Below are 21,213 nucleotides of genomic sequence, written 5' to 3'. Positions count from 1 at the left end.
TGCGTCGCTATAAGATTTTCGATTGAGTTCGGAGATGTTAGATAGCGACGCACCCTACGGTATCTATGATGGATTTATCACAACAGCTTACCTGAGAAAACAGCCATCATCAAATAAGCGAATTATATGGATAAAACAGTAAAGATTCTCGAAGATTCCACAACTATTACGGGTTTCTACGATAAAGAAGCGGATGTTCTATATCTCTCGCTGGGAGAACCGCGCGAAGCTGTAGCTGTGGACATTAGCGATGGCGCGATCGCCCGCTATCATGAGGATAGTGAAACTATTGTCGGCATTACTTTAATTGGGTTGCGCCAGCGGGTATTGAAGGAATTGAACCGCAAACTGCACGTAACACCTCATCCCAATGGGTGGGCGGTGACAGAGGAAAATGTAGAGTCAAGTCAAAAGGTATTTCCCACTCAGGAAGCAGCGTTTAAATATGCAGTGGGTTCTGCAAAAGCTCAATGGCTTGATGTGGTAATTCACGGTGAAAATGGAGAAGTTCAGGAAACGATCAATCCAGCCATAGATGCGCTGTTGCAGCGTAGAAAGCGGCGGGAGTTTGAGTCCGGGAAACATGAATGTTTAGATAGTGTTTAGAGGCAGGGAAATAAAAGTGCGATCGCCCACGACAAAATTTGCTATAATAATTAAAAATCGTCGCGAACAAATTGCTAGAAATGCTAGAGAAACCCTAACCGCGTTCAAAGCCGGGAATGCCAAGCGCGGTACTCTAGAACAATTGAAAGCTGATTTACTTGGTAATTACGAATGAAAGCTATTCAGTTTTTACTGATGATGCTTTGACGACTAAAACTCCACCAACATAATGAACTTCGCACTCTTCATCCATATTTGCTGGTTTGCTGTTGCCAGTTTCCTCGCGTGGTGAAGATACTTCCTGCTTCCTCCGTTGCCATAACAAAAAATCAGCAAAGTTGAGGATTTCTTGCAGTTCGATTTCAGAGAAATTTTTCAGTTTGTCAACAATTTGTTCTTGAATAGGTATCACGGCTATTTTTTCCTTGCTTAACACTACCGCTAGATTCAGTTTATACTAATTCTCAAAACTCATGCAACAGTAGCTGTAGGGTGCGTCGCCACCTGCCAATCCTAAAAAAGAGCGACAATCTCCAAGCGACGCACCTTACCTGAAGCGTGAGCGTAAACAAACCAAAAACTCATAATTGTTGCAAGAGTTTGGAGAATTGGTATTAACACCAGGCATGAGCGATCGCCCTTTTCAAACCAAGTACGCGTGCGAAGCTATCCCGTTCGCGAAGCGTTCCCCGTAGGGTAGGGTAGGGAATCGCTCTCACTCCTCATTTTGACTATCTTCTTGCTCAACTTGCTCAAAACTCACTTTCTTATAAATAGCAGATAGAGGAACTTCTAGCTGAAAGGAATTAAACACTAATGCCGTATCTTCCTCATCATACTCGCTATACAACCATCTTTTATTCTCGGTCTTAGAATACTGCTCGATTTTGATTTTTGTTTGGTCAATCAGAATGTATTCTCGAAAAGAAGGAATAGTTTTGTAAAATGTAAACTTGTCAACTCGATCGTAGTTTTTAGTAGACTTTGATAAAACTTCCACAATAACTTGAGGGTTGGTAATCGTGTCTGTGCGATTGTTGCGGTACTCAGGTAGCCCAAAAATTACCATTACATCGGGATAAGTGTACAGTCGCACTTTTGGTATCCACAGACGCACGTCACCGATGAAGACATCATACTCTTGTTCTGGAAGAGCGAAATTTAAAGCAATGTAAACGTTTCCTGCGATCCGATTGTGATTCGTAGATCCGCCTGTCATAGGAATAATTTCGCCGTCGAGATATTCGCTTTTGTACTCTGCTGTTTCTTCCAGTGCTAAATATTGCTCTTCTGTGCAGTAACGTTGCTCGGTTGTTTGCAAAGTGCCTGTCATGTTGATGTTCTCCCGCAAGGATGTTGAACAAATATTTCTTTTGAGTACGCGCGTGCGAAGCTATCCCGTTCGCGAAGCGTTCCCGCAGGGTAGGGAATCGCTCACTTAAATGATAACCCGCATTTCCAAGAAAGCGATCGCCCTTATTCCTCCCCGCTTTCTTCTGGCTCATTTTCCGCCTCAAAATCCACCTTCTCATAGACATCAGCCAGCGCTACTTCAACTTGAAAGAAATTCAAAACTAGCGCCGCATCCTCCTCATCGTACTGACTATACGACCACCGCTTGTTTGCCAACTTACAATACTGTTCTACATAAACCTGAGATTGGTCAATCAGAATATACTCTTGAAATGTCGGCAGCGTTTGATAAAACTTAAACTTATCGCTGCGATCGTAAGCTTTCGTAGATTTCGATAAAACTTCCACAATCACTTGAGGATTCATCACCGTATCCTGGCGATTATTGAAATACTCAGGTGTCCCCGGAATTACCATCACATCGGGATAAGTATAAGTTCGCTTTTTCGGCAGCCACAGACGCACGTCGCCGAAAAACACTCTATAGTCCTGTTTTTTGAGGCCAAGACTTAATGCGATATAAATATTTCCAGCGATTTGATTGTGATTCGTAGTTCCACCTGTCATAGGAATAATTACTCCGTCGCGATATTCACTTTTATACTCTGCTGCTTCTTCCAGGGCTAGATATTCTTCGGGAGTGAAGTAGCGCTGTGCTGTTGGCTGTTCTGTTGCTTGTAGAATAGCTGTCACGGTTTTTTTCCCAACTCAATTGATATTTTGCGTCCAGTTTAACATTGCCCGAAAGTAGAGGCGGGCTCTCCTGCCCAACCCCTACACCCCACAACAAAAACCATTCTTTGGGGAACAGGCCGGAAAGCCTGTTTTTGATAAGATTCCAACATCTACGATCGCCCTCTTTCAACTAAGGGCGATCGCACGCTTATCAACTCGCAACCAAAATTAATCGATTGGATCGAAAACTAAGGTCAATCGAGCCGCGGGAAGCAGTTGTTGGAGAACTCGCAAATGACCCTCTGCATCTGACCAACTGCGAAAGCGACCGATAACGACCCTTTGTAGATTTGGAAGCAAACGAACCACGATCCACGGCTTGAGACGTTTCTCATACGGCATAATAGGTGTATCTCCTTGTTAATTGGAGCCATAGCCAGTCCTGAGCCCTCGGAAAGCATCGGACTGGCTTTTGACTGAGCCTTGATGGGATTAGAGGAATTGTAACATAATAAGCCCAAATATGTGTCAGTAGATTTTTAAGAATAGGGTAACAACACGATCGGGAGCGTAAGCTTGTACCATTAAGAGCGTTGGCAAACAAACAAACATTTACATTGAGCAAGCGCGTTCACGTTACCTTTCCTGATTACGTATATGAAGCTTTGGATCGATGGGCTGACAAGCAAGGCAGATCCACGGCTAACCTGATAGCCTTTCTCGTGGAAACGGCTTTATTGGAAGCCCAACAAAGGGGAGAAGTACCCTCTGGGCCTGAAGATCCCAAAAGCGACACGTAAACAGTTCCCTCGTGGGTTACGGGGGCGTGTCGCGCGATCGCACTTATCGAAATTGATGAAAACTAGCATCAGCGCCCGCAGTTGGCGCCCAATATTTAAAATCATTCTCTGCTTTGTCCTCGCGATCGCCTGTTAGTGCATAAGTCCTATCAGCAATCGAAAGTGCCAGTTATTTAATTGTCCGCCGGCTACTCAGTTGCAGGGAAACTCCCATAAAAATATCATTCTCAGTAACCAGCTTTCGACTATACATTCAATCCTATTGTGGGGCGGGCTTCTAGCCTGCCCCTAAAAGCTTATTGAGAATAGTGCCATCTCTCAGGGGAAACGGAAATTGCATCCCAGGATTTCCTCCTTGAGGCCAATTGTGAAAACTGTACTGTTCGCTCGCCCTCATCAATCCAACTTACCTAGATTAGACGCATCAACATATTTTAAAGGAATGACTTATGAACTTCACAGCAAGACTCACACAAACCAGCTTACTCGGTTTAATGCTATTTGCCAGCAATCCAGCGGCAACCTTAGCTTTAGGACAATCGAACACAAGCACTGCACCAACAGCGTCTCGCACTCAGTCTCCGATTGAAACCATACAAATAGCTAATGTATCCACTCCCCAAAAACAGGTTAGAGATTTTTGTGCTCGCAAAAGACAGACACTGGCAAACTATTTCGAGACCAGCAACTTTCGGATTTATCTGTGCTATAACCACGCCAATCAACTATATTACTACGGCGTTAAAAAGAGTAACGGCAGCACAATCGCCCTGCGTGCTCGTACTGAAGAGGGGACTGGTTACGTGGCCACAAATGGTGCCTACGATTACATCGTTACAGGAGCTAGCCTTAGTATTTATAACAAAGGCAAACGCATTCTCGAACAACGAGTGATTCGCTCCCTTTAGTATTTAAATGCGATCGGGCTTTAGAGCCCCGACTTTTTCAAAAAGCCGGGGCTCTAACAGAATATCTGGCTTGTCTGCTGAGGCAGACGAAAGTTTGTCTAATTTAACCTCGATCTCAAATGACCGGCGCTTCGCCACATTTGAGTTTGAGGTTAATATCGTTTCCGGTTGCATCGGAATAATAAAATCGAGTCAACAGTTAACACTCAACCATTCAGTTTTTCGACTCACAGTCAACAGTCAACAGTCAACAGTCAACAGTCAACAATAATTCCGGTGCAACCGGAATTGATATAACAGGTTTCAACCGCCGAATAATCTCAAAATAAAAAAAACCTCCCCAACAAGGAGAAGGGAGGGTGAAATGACAGTGAGAAACTTAAGTTTTTGCAGAATTAACAATAAGGAGTTACATCTTCGCCGCACTCGTCAGCCAAATAACACAAAGCTCGAAAGCGCAGCCCAACCACTTGCTCGTAAAGCGGATTTAACTTGCACAGTGGCGGAATGGATAATAAAGTGCGATCGCCCACGAGAGAAATTTCTACAATATCAGATGAGCCAATCTTGCTCTCATGCAAAAAATCATGTCAACCTCTACTCCAAGGGAGCATCCCGGTCTTGTGGCGCCCGTCGAGCCTTAAAATGGTTTACCGAAGCGTCCCCAATCCAGATTTAATCATCCCGCTCTCCTGCACAATTGCGGATGCTGCTTCCCCCAAAATTTTGTGTGCGGCAGTCGTCGGATGAATGCCGTCCCAAAACAAAAATCGATCGGGACTACCACAAACACCTCCACCCGATAAACACGCACTCGTCACATTAGTCAAGCCATATTTAGCCGGGTTTGCGATCGCTTCCCGATAAAGCGCATTAGCATCCAGAGTCGCAATCTTTAAGTCAGAATGCTGTTGACTTAATACCTTAACTGTTCGCCTCAAACCCTGATTGTGTGCTTGTGTTAATGCAGTCAGCCTTGCAGAATTAGCGCCTGTTCGCGTCGCCGGTAACTGCCCCAAATCTGGTAAATTTGCCAGCAGGATATTTTTGGCACCCACATCAGCAAGAGACGCGATCGCCCTCCCCACATTTTCAACGGGAACATTCGCATTATTTACCCCCTGCAAATAGTCATTTGCACCCGCCCACAGTACATACAGCGCATGAGGATTTGCCTGTTTTTGGGATTTAGTCCATGACTGAACTTGAGCTAACACACCAGGGACAAGGCTATTGCGATCGCTCCCCGTTGTTGCACCTCCATAGGCTAAATTAGTGACTCGTTCAGGCGGCAACTTTAGGCGATCGGCAAGATACTCTACCCAAACTTTACCATTCGAGTAACGCCCTTGAAAGTAAGTCGAACGAGGCGGATATTGACCCCCGCTCGATCGAAACACCATTCCCATATCCGAAAGGCTGTCCCCAAATACATATAGTTCATTGACAGCCTCAGAACTTTGAGCTGATAGGATGAGTGCAACCATAAAAGATAAAAGCGCAATAATTACGGCAAAAAACGTTTTTTTCAACACTTTGTATTAGTTATATTCTTGAAATATTTGATAAATTGTACCCGGTAATTACCGAGTTCGTGATTTTGACATTTAGTGTTAGTTATATTCTTGAAATCGCTTAAATATTTGCCCAAATTACTAATATATCAATTTTGTAAAAAATGTGGGGAGTAAACCTGAACTTTAATTGTGGGTTGCCCCACTCCACTGCTCAACCTACATAGATTGGTGATGTCCTTGACCAAGAATTTCAAAGGTGGTACCCGCCACGTGATTTATCCGTGGAACCAATCCAAAATCGAAAATCGAAAATCCTCAAGCCCCCGCATTTATCCCTGGGGTCGCCTCTAAAATCTAAAATCTAAAATCTAAAATCGATTGACACTTTTCTAATGGTATCTAGCTCATAGCGCTGTGGCGGGGGCAGAACCGTACATCTTTTGGGAGATTACCCAATAAAGTTACGCAAGAGGCGAACCACCAAAACCTCCCAAACAACTACCCTTGAGGTAAATATCAATAAAAAAAGAAGGGATTTAAAGCTGATTTACTCGACGATCAAGAAATTGAGCGCACTTTTTATCCCGGAAAGCCTGCACAAAACAAAAACCCTCCCCAACAAGGAGAAGGGAGGGTGAAAAGACAGTGAAAAATTTAAGTTTTTGCAGAATTAACAATAAGGAGTTACATCTTCGCCACACTCGTCCGCCAAATAACACAAAGCTCGAAAGCGCAGCCCAACCACTTGCTCGTAAAGCGGATTTAACTTGCACAGCGGCGGAATGGATAATAAAGTGCGATCGCCAATTTTGACTTCTCGCTCAAACGGACACTGGCTGGGAATAAACTTACACAGCAACCGAGCCAACTTTTGACTTTTAATTGCAGTGTTATCAAGCCATTGTTTTAGCGGATGCAAGGGGTCAAAGTGTGGATTTTGACCGTAAGGTTGAGAAATTGTAGCGACATTAACGGCGGTTTCTTGTTTGCCAAATCCTACCCAATGTGGCAGAGTTCGGTAGGAGACTGTATGCTCAAATACGTTCATTTTGCTCTCTTCCTCTTTTATAACGAGGTGCCAAGAACTCTCTGTAGAGCTTGTGCGATATTATCTACAATCAGTATCTACAGCATCTCGTTTTGCTTTACCGGATTGAACTTCTTAAATTTATGACTTAGGGCGAGAAAAGTAGTTCCTGATTTTTTAAAAGACGGTGTGCGCTCTAAAAAGTGTCCTCATTTCAAGCCCAACAATTGATTGATAGGGTAAAAATTCTGTCTTCTACGTTTTAGCTTCAACCTTCGGTTGACTCTCCTTTTGTAGTTCAATTACAATTGTGACGCATCCAGGTGAATTATCCTATACGTGAAAATGCGGAACTTTTAATAAAACTTATAATATTTCTAAATAAGCTCTGCTGCAAAAAACCCTGAAACCTTGACCCAACAATCTTTGCTCGCGATCGCCCAGAAACTCATACAATTAGAAATAATCGGTATCACCGCCCTCACCACCCATGAGCAACCCAGAAACCAAAGCTATCACCCGCGAATTGCAAAGCCACGCCGCCATTCTCGGCGGCTTCGTCTCCCTCCTCTGGATTATCGAAATTGTCGATGTATTCCTGTTCCGAGGCAGGCTGAATGCCTACGGAGTCCGCCCCCGCAGCCTCGACGGACTTCAAGGCATCCTGTTGATGCCTTTTCTGCATGGCAGTTTTGCTCACTTAGCCGCCAATACCCTCCCTTTTGTGACATTGGGTTGGTTGATAATGCTGCGAGAAATGAGCGACTTTTTTATTGTGAGTGCCGTCACTGTGCTAGTCAGCGGATTCGGAGTTTGGCTGACTGGCGCGCCTAATTCCGTTCACATTGGTGCCAGCGGATTAATCTTTGGTTACTTCGGCTTCTTGCTGCTACGGGGCTATTTTGAACGCAGCTTTACATCTATTTTGGTATCTTTAATTGTCGGTTTCTTCTACGGCAGTTTAATTTGGGGAGTTTTGCCGTCGCAGCCGGGAGTTTCCTGGCAAGCGCATTTCTTTGGCTTTGTCGGCGGCGTATTAACAGCTCAACTTTTGGGGCGGCAGAAACGGCGAATTAACTAGAATAAGACTGAGGCTGCATCCTATCATCACCTTGGTTTATTGCTCATAAATTATCTAAAAGCGTAGGTTTTTTGTCAATAAACCTGGTTTCTTGTGTAAGATCAAATCCACTCTTCATCGGAATAGTAAATTCGAGTTCAGTGTTCACGGCGTTGACAGTTGACTGTTCACGGCGTCAACAGTCAACTGTCAACTGTCAACATCATTCCGGTGTTACCGGAAATGATATAACAATTGCGTCCCGGATAGCAAGACTAACTGCTGACCAATAATTCAACGCGGGCCGGCAAGCACACAGTAAAAACCGAACCGCAACCTAACTCGCTTTCAACGTGCATATCGCCACCCATCATCACGCAAAAGTGACGACTAATAGTCAATCCCAAACCCGTGCCGCCATACTTGCGGGTAGTTGATGCGTCGCCCTGCATAAATGCTTGAAATAAATGCTGCAATTGTTCGGGGGGAATCCCAATGCCCGTATCAGCTACCCGGAAAATTATTGAGTCGGAAGGTTCTCCTATTTCTTGAGTGGTTAAGCTGTCATGTTTAACTCTTTCAATACAGAGGCTAATAGTGCCATGTTCCGTAAATTTGGCTGCATTGCTCAGCAGGTTGAGCAATATTTGACGAGTTTTGGTAATGTCCGCATACATCATTCCCAAGTCGTCAGCACAATCAACTTCAAACTTATTAGAATTTTTATCTACCAAGGGTTTGACAGTAGAAACTACCTCGTCAATTAAATTAACCGGGTTGAAAGTTTCTAAGTAAAGTTCCATCCGCCCCGCTTCAATCTTAGAAATATCTAGAATGTCGCTAATTAAAGATAGCAAGTGTTTCCCCGCTGTTTGAATTTTTTGTAAGTCGGGAATAAAATCTTCGCAGCCTAAATCCTCGGCGTCTTCTTTGAGCATATCGCTGTAACCAATAATCGCGTTGAGGGGAGTTCGCAATTCGTGGCTCATATTAGCTAAAAAGGCGCTTTTGGCTTGGTTTGCTGCTTGAGCGGTTTGAGCGACTTTTTGGAATTCTTCTGCTAATTTGCGCTGGGTAATATCTTCAGCAATACCGACGATGCGGTAAATTTCTCCGGTTTGGTTGCGGACTGGAAAAGCCCGATCGCGCACCCAGCAAACTGAACCGTCCGAGCGCACTACCCGATACTCCTCATCATAATCGCCCCGCACCTGTTTCTCAAAAGCAGCCTTGACGCGATCGACATCCTCCTGGTGAATAGCATCCCAAAAAGCCTCCGCTTCTGACTGCAAACTCTGACAGCTCACATTCCATATTTTCTCGCAAGCCGGACTCACATAAACTAGCTGCTTTTGATTGGGTTCTCTAATCCAAAATACCTCATGAATATTTTCTGCCAACTGGCGAAACCGCTCCTCGCTGGCCCGCAACTTCTCCACAGCACTGTGAAATTCAGTCACATCCTGAATCAGCGATGCCACTCCGATGATGCTGCCGTCAGCATCAACCAAAGTCGTATTGTACCACTCGCACAGAATTATTTTGCCGTCCTTTCTGATGTTCTCGTTAAGGCTGGTAACTCCTCCTGTATTAGTCAACAAAGTTATAGATAGTTGCCTCACATACTCCTTAGCACTTTCAGGAACTATGAGATCGACTCCGTGGCGTCCCATTGCTTCCAAGCGGTTGTATCCAAAAATTCTTTCCGCTGACAAATTCCACTCCGCTACTTCAAAGTTTAGATTCCATTCAATCGCTCCCAAAGGAGTTTGGTGAAGATGGAGAGCCAGTTTTTGCTGCGAGTTTTTCAGAGAAATAATTAATTCATTTTTGTCGGCGATCGCAGATTGTACCCGATCTTCGAGAGTAGTAAAGGACTCTTCCAATTGAGCGGCCATCATATTAAAAGAGCGAGCCAGGACACCCACCTCATCCTCCCGGTTTACAGACGCCATCAACCGGGAATCTACCACCATCCCGTCCCATTCTCCCCGGGACAAAGCCTCCGCAGCCTTGCTCAGACGCCGAATCGGTACAACAATCCACCTAGAAGTCAGAGCGCCAATCGCCGTTGCCAGCACCAAAGCACCCAGACACATCACCACAGTATACCGAGTGTTGGCATGAATCCTTTCCATAAAATCGGCTTCAGGAACCGTCACCACAATCAACCAGTCGAGGCCCCTGCTGTCTAAAAGCGGCGTCACCTGTAGAAATTGCCGTTGACCGTCGATCGTAAAATCTAACTGGCGAGATCTGTCAATTTTGTGCAAATCCCCGAAGTGTTCTGTCAAATAGCGGGCGGTCGATCGAATGAGAACATTCTTGCTGCTCGTTGCCACAATCCGTTTCGCAACACCATTGCTAACAATAAATGGCGGTTCCCTAGTAGAATTTGCCACCAATTGCCCAGACCTTTCTACAATAAAAGTCTGTCCTGATTTCCCAATTTTTAGAGTTTCCAAGAATTGATTGAGCTTGGCAAGGGCCAAGTCAGAACCCAGGATGCCAATCAGTTTACCATCATCGCCATAAACTGGTTGAGCAGCCGTAATCGCTAGTTTTGGAGCGTCAAAAAAATTATAGATTTTACTCCAAGTCGGTTTGCCTGCGCGCACCGGAGCTATGTACCAAGGTCGGACACGGGGGTCGTAGTTGAGAGTAGTTTTTAATAGCTTGGTTGGTTCCTCGAACTCGGACAGCGCGTAGCTATGCAAATTATAGCCAGTAGATGGATTAGAAATCTGAACTTGCAACTTGCCGTCGTCGAGGCGTTCAACTCCAATAAAATCTTTTTCTTCGGATGCGAATTGAATGTAGCTAATTTTATCAAAAATTTTGATTTGTTTGTAGAAGTAGCGTTGCAAACTCTCACTATCCTGCAGGTTCACAATGCCGAGACGGATGGCATCGAGATTGAGCTGATTGATTTGGTGTGGCGTTTCAATATAACTATTAATATGTTGCTGGATACGCGATGTGACTTCTGTCCGCAGTTGTGCGGCCACATCGTTGACGGCTATGCGCCCGTTCCGCAGCGACAGCCACCCCGTCAACCCTACCGCCGCGAAAGTCTGGAGGGCAAAAGGCACAACAAGGACGATGCGAATTGGCACTTTGCCTGACATTTTTAAAATTTGGTCGGTCAAATATCTGATTGGCATGATGAAGCAGAAATATTACGAACCCCGAACATTTCGGTAAAGTACAGCCTGATGAGCGCCGGTTTTGAAGTTGAGATGGTTTTAGTAGGCCAAGTGCTGTTAAGAGTTCGGAATTGGTCGCTGGCAACTGAATTTTTAACGACTGCCACCGCCATCTTAGCGCGATCGTCCGCTTTGAGAACAGGGGCAATCGAGATGAATGCGTATCAATCCTGGACTCACTCTACACGCTCATACTATTATAGATTTGAGATTCCAGAATTAAAGAATTCAGAAAGACTGGTTCTGTAAGGGTTTAGAATTTGCCGGCCGTTGCATTTTTTTTTGAACAGGTATCTCAAACCAGGTTTTTTTAGCGTTTTGGCGGTCTGCAACGAACTATTTTCGTGAAAAACAACCGATGGATCGCCGCCCGTGCGTCCAGCACTAACTATTTTTCCACTCCTGACGCGCGCTAATCAAACCAATCGAGTTTTTGGTTGACTCGTGCCTGAAATGACGTATTTTGGCGTTTCAACCCGGTGGCTGCGTCAGTTTTATTTTTCCGATAACGGTATCCAAAGTTATAAGTTTTCACAGCAACTGCAATTGATATCTCCACAAGCAGCTACTTTTGATAGAGTACAACTTAATTGCGACTGGGTACAATCAGCATAGTAGGATGCAACTAGCGGAGGCATGGATGATGAACGCAGTTATTGCTACTCTTGGCACTGCTCTCGGACTGAGCTCAATTTTTATCGGTTTGACGCCGGCGGTTCTCGCGCAACAAAGACTGCAACCAGCGCCCCAATATTCGGAAACGACTTTATCAGGCGACTCGTTGAGGACTGTGGAGGACAGAACCTTAGACTCGGACTACCAAAACTTGATTAGTGAACCAGAAACGGCGGCTAATTCTGCTAGAAGGGAAAGAAGCTTGGGCGACACATTTCGCCTCAAAATCGAGGGCCCATTGGAATTTATTACTACTCCTTCGGACGCCCAGCGTCAAGGAAATCCTTTACCTCCAAAACAAACCGACAGCGGTACAGAAGCGGGAGTTCAGCTTCTGCTAGGACTTTAGCAATTTTAAATGAATTCATTTGAAGCGAGCGATCGCGGAACCCTATTTTTGATTCTCCCAGTTCTTGTGACTGGGATCGCTTTTTTATCTGAGTTTTATCACAAGTTTTGTGCGGTTTCCATCACACTGGGTTCTTTTTTGTGAACCTAAGATTAGACCAATTAAACTTCCGATACAGACTGATTAGCTACATATCTTTACAATAGCGCATAAAACAGGCGGTGAAGGTGATGAGAAAGGCTCAACTGATCGATTATTTGCGGGGAGAGTTGGCAATATCGAATTCTGCGATCGCCGTTGCTCTCCGACACGGTGAACAAGATGCCAGCGAACTGCCGATGGTTCTGTGGCAGTACGGGTTAGTAACACTGGAACAATTAAACCTGATTTTTGATTGGATGGAAGCTCAGCCAACTTAGCAATTTAACTAATGCGAATGGGAAGTCCCGCGCTCTACCGAAGGTGAGCGTCGGGATGAAAATGAGTCAGAAAATAAATTGAGCGACAGCGAATCAATATCGTTTTTGTGCGCGTATGATATTTTTACCGGTATTCTGCACTCCTGATAAATGTATAAAGCTTACAAGTACAGAATTTATCCCACAGATGAGCAAGATGTCTTGCTGGCAAAGTCTTTTGGCTGTGCGAGATGGTTCTGGAATTATGCTTTGAATCTGTGTCAAGAAACTTACAAGAATACCGGGAAAGGACTATCGAGAGCATACATACAAGGTTTGCTCCCTGCACTCAAGAAAGAATACGAATGGTTGAAAGAACCCTATTCTCAATGCTTGCAGGTCGTTGCATTGAATTTATCTACTGCCTACAAAAACTTCTTTGACAAGAGGGCGATGCCACCCAAATTCAAAGCCAAGCACGACAGGCAGTCGATCAGTTATCCTCAAAATGTCAAATTTGACGGTGACTATATTAATTTACCTAAAATTGGTTTAGTTTTCTGTCGGCGGCACCGTGATTTCGAGGGCGACATCAAGACCGTTACCGTGTCTCGTAACCCAGACGGCAAACACTTTATTTCTGTTTTGACTGACGACGGGAAAGAAAAGCCTGAATCCGTCCCAGCAGGTAAAGCTATTGGCATTGATGTCGGGTTGACTCATTTTGCGATTACCAGTGATGGTTCTAAGTTTGGCAATCCCAAGCATTTTGTTAAACGTCAGCGGAACCTAAAACGTAAGCAGCAAAAGCTTTCTCGCAAAAAGAAAGGCAGTCAAAACAGGAAAAAGGCAAGACGGGCGGTGGCAAAAGTTCACTCCAAGATTGCCCGATGCCGGGAAGATTTTCTACAAAAGCTATCCCGCAAGATAGTTAACGAAAACCAAGTTATTGCAGTGGAAAATCTCAACATCAAAGGCATGGTAAAGAATCATAATCTAGCCAAAGCTATTAGTGATGCTGGCTGGGGTATGTTTTGTACCATGCTCAAGTACAAGTCCCAGAGCGAAGGAAAGCAATATGTCGAAATCGATAGATGGTTTCCGAGTTCTAAAACTTGCCATGTATGTCTAAATCGAGTTGAGAATCTCACTCTTGATATTAGAGCATGGAGTTGTCAGCATTGTGGTACTCACCACGATCGTGACGTAAACGCGGCAACCAATATTAGAAATGAAGCCTTGCGGATTTTGGCGTTAGGAACTAGCGCTTCTGCCTGTGGAGGGGATGTAAGTCGATCTGGTAAAACTTCGGTTTTGTGGGACGCCCCGCCCCGTTGAATCAGGAAGCCAGCGCTGTACCACTTAAGTGGTCAGCGTCTGGTAGTTCACAATCCTGATTTAAAAAATAGGGATATCGGATTGCAATTTTTTAACAAATAAAGCTTGCACAAACGGTCGTCGGAAAGTATAGGGTTCAGTGTTTAGGTTAAGGGTGGGTCTTATTTTGTCCCAATTAGAAAAATACAAATATACAGTAGGGACACAACACTGTTGTGTCCTCATTTTTGTTGCCGACTAAAATAAACTGTTTTCAATCTGTCGAAGAGGCGATCGCAGACGGCATCAAACAGACGGCATAAAACAAACCCCAGCAACTTTTAGGATGCCGGGGCTTGTCTTATTTAAGTTGGTGGCGGGAAGTGGATTTGAACCACTGACCTTCGGGTTATGAGCCCGACGAGCTACCAGGCTGCTCTATCCCGCGTCGCTTTTTGTCTCTTTACTAATATAAACATATCTTTCTGAAAATTGCAACCCCTCCATCAAAAAAACTTTTTAGATTGTGGGAGGGGTTGCTGAAATCGGCGAGCGAGTCTCGATCGCCCTAAAGCATCGAAACTTCCCCGATTACCTCCAATCGCTTGAATTCGCTCAGAGTGAGGTAAGTTTCCGCCAGAGTTTCGGCGATCGTCGGAGTAATCCACCCCAACTGCTTGAGCAAGTGAATCGCCACAGCAAATTGAGCACGCTTTCCTCCATCCGTCACCTTAATTGCCAAGCCCATGCCTTCGCCCACGCGGCCAATGCACTGCACCCCTTCGGCGCCGGACTTGCTCACCAATTCCCCTTGAGTCAAGCGCATCAGTTCCGTGTCAAATTTGCCCTCACCGGCAACCATCATCGGGTGATGAGTCATAGCGCGGACAATCCGCTCCATATCCACATTGTTGCCGGAGGCTAACTGAGCGTACAAAGACGCCATTTGCCCCAACTGCAACAGATAGGTAGGAGCGCCGCAGTCGTCGCGAGCGCTGATAAACTCTTCGGCAGGCATTGCCAGCAAGTCAGCCACTTTGCCCAAAATAAGCTGCTGGACAGGATGTTTGCGGCGTAAATAAGTGTCCAGAGGCCAGTGCAGTTGCTGACAGACAGCCAGCATTCCGGCGTGTTTCCCGGAGCAATTGTATTGCAGGGCGCTCTTTTTGCCTTCGGGAATGGGGCATTGAAGTTTAGAGGGGTCAATGTCGCAGCGCCACAGGACGTTAAATACCTGGCGCGATTGCTCGATCGTACCTTGATGGGAACTGCAAATAATCGCTAAATCTCGATCGGTCAATTCGTAGCGTTCTAAAGTGCCAGTCCCCGTCACCGCCAAAGCTTGAAAAGGCTTGAGTGAAGAACGGACAAATGAGGCCGTTTCCGAGTTACCAGCAACAGACAGAACGCGCCCGCGGTTGTCGCAGACAGCGGCCTGGGCGCGGTGCCTCGATTCCACAATACCTTCGCGCAGCAGTGTGACTTCCAGTTCGGGAGCTTGGGTTCGTTTTCCCCTTGTCATATCAATTTTAGATTTTAGATTTTAGATTTTAGATTGAGGCCGGTGGAAGTTTTGAGTTGCGAGCTGCCAGTTACGAGTTATAAAGTTAATCTTTCTGCGATCGTTTCTGACTCATGCACTCCGTGTGCCCTGTTGGCGGTGCGCGGCAATCTCAAAACTCAAAACTCCCTTCCATTCCCGATTACAAACAACTCCAAGTTAGTCCCCCGGCAACCAGCAATACTGTCAAACCATAAAATGTCTGCCGCAGACGCCTGAGAATTGGTTCTAGTTGGTAGTTAACAATCAACTGGTCTTGAAGCAAAACTTCGGGAGTTTTAGGCCAAGATTGACAATCGTACCAGCCAGACTCTTCGTAGACGACCGTGGGATTTGAAAGGCGCGATCGCACGTAGAACCAACCCAAGTAGAGCCGCAGCAAAGCTAATCCTAGAATAAAACCGGCACCTGCGGCACCGCTGAGGACAAATTGAGCTGGATACTTGACAGGAGAAAAGCTAGAAGCAGCTATCGGCCCGGATACCAAGCAACTCCAAGCCCAAACCCAAGCTAGTTTTGCCAGGTATCCGGGCCAATTGAGTGTTACCCAGCTAAAAAACCAGGATTCTTTAAGTTCTTGGTATTCATTGATCGGCCGCTGTTCTTGCGGAACGGGACAAATAGAAGCTGAAACGTTTTTCACATTAGCCATCCTCACGGCGTGGGGGAAAAGTCAATGCGTTCGGCGTGTCCCCAGAACGCTTCTAAATTGTAGAACTCCCGCTCTTGAGGCTTCAAAATGTGAATGATCGCGTCGCCGTAGTCCATGACGACCCAACTAGCGTCTGATAGCCCTTGTGTACGCAGTGGCAAGCGTTGCCACTCTTCTTCAACTTGGTCTGCTATTGCTTGGGAGATGGCTCGTACCTGCACGTTGGAAAATCCGGTGACGATCGCAAAGTAGTCTGCCAAAAAGCATACTTCTGACACGCGGAGCAATACAATATCTACTGCTTTGCGGTCATCGGCTGCTTGGGCAACGGTCATGATCAGGCCGCGAGCTTCGTCTTGGGATGTGCCGTCGGTTGCTGTAGACTGAGCCCTGGAGTATTCGAGTTGGGTTAGATCAGACATTAAGTGTTTAATTTCCTAATTGATACGGTAAGGGGGAATCGGTGCGTTTTCGCGATCGATTGTTGGCAGTTTGAGGCTGGAAATAGGAATTAGCTTGAAGCCAAAAGTAAGGACAGAATTTCTGGTAAATTTTACTTTTAACTTGTAATTTGTTCGATCGACTTCTGGGTCGAATTTCCTGTTTCCGGCGATTCGCGGGCCATTTGCAGCGCCCAATTCCGCGTAAGTACGGTGCGGGGATGGATGTAGCAGCGAGTTTCTAGCAAATATTTAAGAGAATAATCGCTAGTTTGCCACACGGCTGCATAAAGATTTTGCCAGCTTGCCTCGCGCAGTGCTTCTAGTGCGGCTGTGTTGCCGCGGCTCGGCTCTATGGTATCTGCTATGAATACGGTACAACTGAGCTGGCTCATGTTTGGTCGGCCGAGGGTGTGATTGGCGATTGCGTCCAAAATTTCTCGATCGACCACCCCGAATTCGTCTCTAGCGACGATCGCGCTGGCGTCTGCGTGCAGCAAATGCGGGTGTGCTTCCAACACTGAGTCTAACTCTAAACCTTCCTTCTGGGCCATTTGCAGCAGCAGTTGAGGTTTGAAGTATTTTGCCAAATCGTGCAACAAACCGGCCGATCGGGCTTTTGCTTCGTCGAGGCCGTAATGGCAAGCCAAGTCACCTGCTACTTGTTCGACTCCGAGGATGTGTTTGATGCGGGCAGCAGGAACGCGCTCAGAGAGCCAAGCTAGGACGTTTTCGCGAGCGGGTGCAAGTGCCAAGTATTAACTCCGAAATTGTATGAGCTACTATTTTAGCGTTTTGTTTTAATGGACTGCGGTGTCGGGCACGCAGGGGTGTGGTGATATCTGGGATGGGGAGGGGTGAAGGGGGCGAAGGCTGGGCGGTTTCATTAGAGCGGCAAATCATGGTTTTGTAGGGGTAGTGCGACCCCTACTCCCCGTGCCTACCCCCTCCACTTCATTCTAGAACATCCACCTCATCATTCAATCCGAGTTCTTGGAGTGCAATTTTAGTCTCATCCCGCCTTTGCTGAGATACCTCACCTTCGATAGAAACTTCTATTTTCACTGTGAGCTTAACATTTTTGTCACTGGCAAATTTACTCAGAACTTTAGTATAAAAATTCATCCACTTCTGAGGACTAATTTCACTAATCCATCTCAATCCTTTAGGTGGAAGTGGGATGGTTTTGGGGTCGGGTAATTGATAAATTGTAGCATTTTGTTTCGCTATGCCACCATTAGAAAATTTTACGGTAAATTCAGCAATAGCACTGATTGTTTCTACTGTTGCTGTCACAGTGAAATTGCCCTCATCTTCTCCAACTGTGAGAAGCCCATTGGGTTCAAGATTACCGCCTGTAGTAGTCCACTGTATTTCACCAATAGCAATTTCTTTGTCATATTGATCGCGTCCCCGTGCGATAAAAGTTTGCTTTTTACCCGGTTCGAGTTGCACTTTGGTGGGGGAAATTATTAACGCGCTCAACTTTGGCGGATCGGTGATACGTTGCAGGTAAGCGGCGGCTACCTCTGATTTAATGATAAACAAATCGTCTGAAATTTCGATTTTGCTGGCTGGTAAATCGGTTTTGAACTCAAACGGTTCGTATCGATCGCCTGATGCTTTGCCAACTAATGCTAAAGTACCATCTTTGACACCGCGAGCGATCGCCTCTTTCACCGCATCCCCTTTCAAAAGTCGCGGAAACGAAGGTGAAGCAAAGAAGGCATCCCGCACAGACTTGGTACTCCACTCCTGGAAAGCACCAGACCAATTGCGAACCAAAAACCGAGGACTCACCGCCTCTTCCACATCCCCATCCAGGCGCAAGCGATTGATAATTAAGTCTACAATTGATTTAGCAGAACTGGAAGTCACTAAACCCAAATCCACCACCCGTAACTTATTATCTTTCCCTAACAATGCGACGTATTTATAAGCGCGCCATACGGTTTCAATCAAATCGCGCTGAGCCTTTTTCAGGTTTTCAGATAATTGCTTTTTCTGCACGTCATCTAAATTGGTTTCCTCATCCCGAATGTCTTCCCAGGATAGCATCTTGCGGGCTTCTTCGCGCAATTGAACATCAGAATCGACGATCGCAAAAATTAGCGCACTCTTAAACGTTCTCGCTGACGCACCAGACTCGCGAATCATTGACTCCACCAACTTTAGGGTACTCTCATCCTGTTTGGAATGGGTGGGAGACATCACCGCTAAAGTCAGCACAGCTTGATTGGGAAGATTGTTAGGTTGTTCGGGAAAACATATAACCTGAATTCCCTGATTAAGGGCAAATAGCTTCTGAATCTCATTGAGAATTCGCTCATCAATGCGATGCCCTTGCACGTTAGCGCGGCGGTCTGCTAGAATCTTGTTGAGGTTTGGATAGAGACTAAATCGATACTTAGTTTGCCCGACAGTTAAGTAATAGCAATCGCTAGTTAAAGATTCCAAAACCGTTTCTACATTGCCAATATCTACATTTGGCTCACCTACAGCCAGTCGAATTTCTGGGACAGTTGCTTCTGTGCGAGTGCAGCCACCATTAGATTCAAAAAAGATCGCAGTCGTCACTTTCCGATGCAGTCGTGATTTCTTAATATCTTCCGTAGCTTCCGCATCAAGACGAATGGCGTGAGAGTTTTTTTTGCCGCAAATATCAGTTGTCACCGGCCCTTCTAGGCGATCGTTTCCCAGTTGATCGAATACGGCGGCTCGAAATGATAGGTCATCTAGAGGTGCAGTTCCTAATCCAATTAGGGCATCGCGATGGTTGCCTTTATAACCTTCTTGGTAGGCAATAGACACCCACAAAGCTAAGAGTCGGAGGACACCTCTGGTGCGTTGAAATCGAGGCAAAGCCTGCCATTTACGCTCGAATACCGATAGCACCGTTGGATGAAAAGGATAAGTCGCGACAAAGGCTTCCCGCGCACTTTCAATCGGGAAACTAGGCAACTGTTGCTTGTGTTCAATCACCCAATCTGCATACTCGTTACAGGTAGTAACAGCATCCTTGGGAAGCATGATTTTACCTTCAGGGGTGACAGCATTAGCAGTCCATTCAAATAAGCGACGGCGGATAATTTCTGATGTCTCAGATTCGGCAGACATCATAATTGCCTTACCCAATCTGTCGAGCACTTTCTTGAAGCGCTGTTCGTCGGCTTCGTCAGCAGCAGTATATTCCATCTCCGAGGCGGGAATAGATACTACTAAAACGACATTTTTTTCACCTCTGGCAGTTTCTGAGAGGGCTTGAATGAAGTTATAAAGCCGATCGCCATAACCGGTTTTGCGATAAGTGCTGGCGTAGTTGATAATCTCGTCTAACAAAATCAAACAGGGCTTATCTTTAGGCAAAAACTTGCGGATTACATCGCCCTTGGGTTCAATAAATTGTGCTTCGTGTTCGGCGACAATATTAAAAGCCGCTTCCCCTCCCAACTGATAGGCAATTTCACCCCAAGGTGTTTTGCGTAGAGGAGTGCCATCATCGCCACCGCGCCCGGTGATGGAGTCAAATTCAGTGCCGACAAATACGGCTACAGCGGCTTCGGGGATGGCCCAAATGGCTGCTTGGTTTAAGATTTTATCGACTCCCGTCCATTTGTTAGCAGCAGGGCCGTGTTTTGCTAAGTGATAGAGTAGAGTTAATGCGTGAGTTTTGCCGCCGCCAAATTGCGTAGAAAGATTAAATATAGCTGAGGTTTCTGTGGTTTCACCGGAGAGTCGCCGGACTACCTGAGCGGCGAGGTATGTTAAATATTTGGTAAGATAAGTGCGATCGAAAAAGCGATCGGGTTCTTGATAATCTGCGGGCGCTCGTTTGTCTCGCACTTGGTCGAGATGTACGGCAAATTCGGAAGCATCTAAAGGTTTGCCCTCGCGCAAGTCTTCGCGGGGGATAAGTCCTTCAATTTTATACCAAGGTTTGAGTCCTGCCACAATATTACTTCCTATTTATGGGTTAATTTATAACGTATCCCAGGTTTATGGAGTTTCATTCTCTGTAGGGGCGGTGCCCCCGTGCCCGCCCCAATCTCTGAAACACCTACAAAATTGTAGACGCGGAGGGTAGGCACGGGGGCACTACCCCTACAAGTGGAATCGGCTATATTTAAAATCCTAGTCCTTTCTTTCTTGCTAAAACTCCATCCACCCAGCGCTTTTCATCAGTGCCCGTGGGATACAAGGCTGAGAGGGACTGGGCTAATGTCCAGAAGCGCTTGTCACTTCCCACGCCGTCATCGACTAAGAAGCGTTTGAGGGCTTCGCTGCGTCCAGCCGCAAATAGAATCATGGTTTGGTGGATGCGATCGAGTACAGTTTTACCTTGATTCTCAATATTGGTATCGCCCCAATCTTCTGACACTTCATCGGCTGTGCTCTCTGAAGTATCAAAGAGACTCAATTGCTTGTGGTCTTTTTTCGGGCGCTTGACTGGGGCTTGGCCCGCGTCTTTGCCGAACAGATATTGCGATCGCTCTGATACTGGTAGCAGTCGGGCTTTATCCGCCTTTACTTGTATCCCACATTCCGCACCCCCAACTGGCACATACACGGAGTGAGGGGGTAAAAGTGAATCATCCGAGACAATAGTGAG

Annotated in this window: 20 protein-coding genes, 1 tRNA gene and 2 pseudogenes; 9 read left to right on the top strand and 14 right to left on the bottom strand. The window is 45.9% G+C overall.

Annotated elements, in window-relative coordinates; genetic code table 11:
• Nucleotides 1-126: 126 nt before the first annotated feature.
• Nucleotides 127-606, top strand: coding sequence for a DUF2188 domain-containing protein (locus tag QUB35_RS24370; RefSeq protein ID WP_333144257.1), 480 nt, complete (start codon nt 127-129; stop codon nt 604-606).
• A 16-nt stretch (nt 607-622) separates the two neighbouring features.
• A complete protein-coding gene (locus QUB35_RS24365; protein ID WP_333144256.1) occupies nt 623-781 on the top strand; it encodes a hypothetical protein in 159 nt (52 codons plus the stop codon).
• Between the two features lie 3 nt (nt 782-784).
• On the opposite strand, the gene QUB35_RS24360 is transcribed toward QUB35_RS24365, so the two are convergent.
• The 3 genes from QUB35_RS24360 to QUB35_RS24350 form a co-directional block, all read right to left on the bottom strand.
• On the bottom strand, nt 785-1,018 hold the full coding sequence (locus tag QUB35_RS24360) for a hypothetical protein (RefSeq protein WP_333144255.1): 234 nt from the start codon (nt 1,016-1,018) through the stop codon (nt 785-787).
• A 303-nt stretch (nt 1,019-1,321) separates the two neighbouring features.
• Nucleotides 1,322-1,939 carry a Uma2 family endonuclease gene (locus tag QUB35_RS24355; RefSeq protein ID WP_333144254.1) on the bottom strand — a complete coding sequence of 206 codons (618 nt, stop codon included), beginning with the start codon at nt 1,937-1,939 and terminating at the stop codon, nt 1,322-1,324.
• A gap of 143 nt (nt 1,940-2,082) precedes the next feature.
• A complete protein-coding gene (locus QUB35_RS24350; protein WP_333144253.1) occupies nt 2,083-2,712 on the bottom strand; it encodes a Uma2 family endonuclease in 630 nt (209 codons plus the stop codon).
• A 599-nt stretch (nt 2,713-3,311) separates the two neighbouring features.
• Between QUB35_RS24350 and QUB35_RS24345 the strand changes: the two genes are divergently transcribed.
• A complete protein-coding gene (locus QUB35_RS24345; RefSeq protein WP_333144252.1) occupies nt 3,312-3,494 on the top strand; it encodes a ribbon-helix-helix domain-containing protein in 183 nt (60 codons plus the stop codon).
• Between the two features lie 449 nt (nt 3,495-3,943).
• Nucleotides 3,944-4,402: a hypothetical protein gene (locus tag QUB35_RS24340; protein ID WP_333144251.1), complete on the top strand. Its 459-nt coding sequence runs from the start codon at nt 3,944-3,946 to the stop codon at nt 4,400-4,402.
• Between the two features lie 395 nt (nt 4,403-4,797).
• Here QUB35_RS24340 and QUB35_RS24335 read toward each other — a convergent pair.
• The 3 genes and pseudogenes from QUB35_RS24335 to QUB35_RS24325 all read right to left on the bottom strand — a co-directional run.
• Nucleotides 4,798-4,932 (bottom strand): annotated as a pseudogene (locus tag QUB35_RS24335) (Mo-dependent nitrogenase C-terminal domain-containing protein); the annotation flags it as partial.
• Between the two features lie 120 nt (nt 4,933-5,052).
• On the bottom strand, nt 5,053-5,937 hold the full coding sequence (locus QUB35_RS24330) for an SGNH/GDSL hydrolase family protein (RefSeq protein WP_333144250.1): 885 nt from the start codon (nt 5,935-5,937) through the stop codon (nt 5,053-5,055).
• 652 nt (nt 5,938-6,589) lie between these two features.
• Nucleotides 6,590-6,967, bottom strand: coding sequence for a Mo-dependent nitrogenase C-terminal domain-containing protein (locus QUB35_RS24325; protein WP_333144249.1), 378 nt, complete (start codon nt 6,965-6,967; stop codon nt 6,590-6,592).
• 469 nt (nt 6,968-7,436) lie between these two features.
• Here QUB35_RS24325 and QUB35_RS24320 point away from each other — a divergent pair, with 469 nt between their 5' ends.
• Entirely contained in the window at nt 7,437-8,027 is a 591-nt protein-coding gene (locus QUB35_RS24320) for a rhomboid family intramembrane serine protease (protein ID WP_333144248.1), read from the top strand.
• A 254-nt stretch (nt 8,028-8,281) separates the two neighbouring features.
• On the opposite strand, the gene QUB35_RS24315 is transcribed toward QUB35_RS24320, so the two are convergent.
• Nucleotides 8,282-11,170, bottom strand: a complete 2,889-nt coding sequence (locus tag QUB35_RS24315; RefSeq protein WP_333144247.1) for a PAS domain S-box protein — start codon at nt 11,168-11,170, stop codon at nt 8,282-8,284.
• 51 nt (nt 11,171-11,221) lie between these two features.
• Between QUB35_RS24315 and QUB35_RS24310 the strand changes: the two genes are divergently transcribed.
• The 4 genes from QUB35_RS24310 (at nt 11,222) to QUB35_RS24295 (ending at nt 13,972) form a co-directional block, all read left to right on the top strand.
• A complete protein-coding gene (locus QUB35_RS24310) occupies nt 11,222-11,461 on the top strand; it encodes a hypothetical protein (RefSeq protein ID WP_333144246.1) in 240 nt (79 codons plus the stop codon).
• A 394-nt stretch (nt 11,462-11,855) separates the two neighbouring features.
• A complete protein-coding gene (locus QUB35_RS24305) occupies nt 11,856-12,236 on the top strand; it encodes a hypothetical protein (RefSeq protein WP_333144245.1) in 381 nt (126 codons plus the stop codon).
• 230 nt (nt 12,237-12,466) lie between these two features.
• Nucleotides 12,467-12,655, top strand: coding sequence for a DUF2949 domain-containing protein (locus QUB35_RS24300; RefSeq protein WP_333056627.1), 189 nt, complete (start codon nt 12,467-12,469; stop codon nt 12,653-12,655).
• 150 nt (nt 12,656-12,805) lie between these two features.
• Nucleotides 12,806-13,972: an RNA-guided endonuclease TnpB family protein gene (locus QUB35_RS24295; protein WP_333144244.1), complete on the top strand. Its 1,167-nt coding sequence runs from the start codon at nt 12,806-12,808 to the stop codon at nt 13,970-13,972.
• 350 nt (nt 13,973-14,322) lie between these two features.
• Here the strand turns inward: QUB35_RS24295 and QUB35_RS24290 are convergent.
• The 7 genes and pseudogenes from QUB35_RS24290 to QUB35_RS24260 all read right to left on the bottom strand — a co-directional run.
• Nucleotides 14,323-14,399, bottom strand: a tRNA-Met gene (locus QUB35_RS24290).
• A gap of 120 nt (nt 14,400-14,519) precedes the next feature.
• Nucleotides 14,520-15,473 carry an asparaginase gene (locus QUB35_RS24285; protein ID WP_333144243.1) on the bottom strand — a complete coding sequence of 318 codons (954 nt, stop codon included), beginning with the start codon at nt 15,471-15,473 and terminating at the stop codon, nt 14,520-14,522.
• Nucleotides 15,474-15,654: 181 nt separating this feature from the next.
• Entirely contained in the window at nt 15,655-16,164 is a 510-nt protein-coding gene (locus tag QUB35_RS24280) for a CGLD27 family protein (protein WP_333144242.1), read from the bottom strand.
• Nucleotides 16,165-16,166: 2 nt separating this feature from the next.
• A complete protein-coding gene (rsfS, locus tag QUB35_RS24275; RefSeq protein ID WP_333144241.1) occupies nt 16,167-16,586 on the bottom strand; it encodes a ribosome silencing factor in 420 nt (139 codons plus the stop codon).
• A gap of 137 nt (nt 16,587-16,723) precedes the next feature.
• Complete coding sequence (yqeK, locus tag QUB35_RS24270; protein WP_333144240.1) at nt 16,724-17,359, bottom strand: bis(5'-nucleosyl)-tetraphosphatase (symmetrical) YqeK; 636 nt, start codon at nt 17,357-17,359, stop codon at nt 16,724-16,726.
• A gap of 199 nt (nt 17,360-17,558) precedes the next feature.
• Entirely contained in the window at nt 17,559-20,555 is a 2,997-nt protein-coding gene (locus QUB35_RS24265) for a DUF499 domain-containing protein (RefSeq protein WP_333144239.1), read from the bottom strand.
• Between the two features lie 172 nt (nt 20,556-20,727).
• Nucleotides 20,728-21,213, bottom strand: a pseudogene (locus QUB35_RS24260) (hypothetical protein); the annotation flags it as partial.

The organism is Microcoleus sp. B13-B6 (assembly GCF_036705405.1).
Lineage (GTDB): Bacteria > Cyanobacteriota > Cyanobacteriia > Cyanobacteriales > Microcoleaceae > Microcoleus.
This window is presented reverse-complemented; position numbering and strand designations above follow the sequence as displayed.

Coding starts and splice junctions, on each gene's coding strand:
- QUB35_RS24370 (WP_333144257.1), top strand. CDS start 127: ATGGATAAAACAGTAAAGATTCTCGAAGATTCCACAACTATTACGGGT.
- QUB35_RS24355 (WP_333144254.1), bottom strand. CDS start 1,939: ATGACAGGCACTTTGCAAACAACCGAGCAACGTTACTGCACAGAAGAG.
- QUB35_RS24340 (WP_333144251.1), top strand. CDS start 3,944: ATGAACTTCACAGCAAGACTCACACAAACCAGCTTACTCGGTTTAATG.
- QUB35_RS24325 (WP_333144249.1), bottom strand. CDS start 6,967: ATGAACGTATTTGAGCATACAGTCTCCTACCGAACTCTGCCACATTGG.
- QUB35_RS24320 (WP_333144248.1), top strand. CDS start 7,437: ATGAGCAACCCAGAAACCAAAGCTATCACCCGCGAATTGCAAAGCCAC.
- QUB35_RS24315 (WP_333144247.1), bottom strand. CDS start 11,170: ATGCCAATCAGATATTTGACCGACCAAATTTTAAAAATGTCAGGCAAA.
- QUB35_RS24310 (WP_333144246.1), top strand. CDS start 11,222: ATGAGCGCCGGTTTTGAAGTTGAGATGGTTTTAGTAGGCCAAGTGCTG.
- QUB35_RS24305 (WP_333144245.1), top strand. CDS start 11,856: ATGAACGCAGTTATTGCTACTCTTGGCACTGCTCTCGGACTGAGCTCA.
- QUB35_RS24300 (WP_333056627.1), top strand. CDS start 12,467: ATGAGAAAGGCTCAACTGATCGATTATTTGCGGGGAGAGTTGGCAATA.
- QUB35_RS24295 (WP_333144244.1), top strand. CDS start 12,806: ATGTATAAAGCTTACAAGTACAGAATTTATCCCACAGATGAGCAAGAT.
- QUB35_RS24285 (WP_333144243.1), bottom strand. CDS start 15,473: ATGACAAGGGGAAAACGAACCCAAGCTCCCGAACTGGAAGTCACACTG.
- QUB35_RS24280 (WP_333144242.1), bottom strand. CDS start 16,164: ATGGCTAATGTGAAAAACGTTTCAGCTTCTATTTGTCCCGTTCCGCAA.
- rsfS (WP_333144241.1), bottom strand. CDS start 16,586: ATGTCTGATCTAACCCAACTCGAATACTCCAGGGCTCAGTCTACAGCA.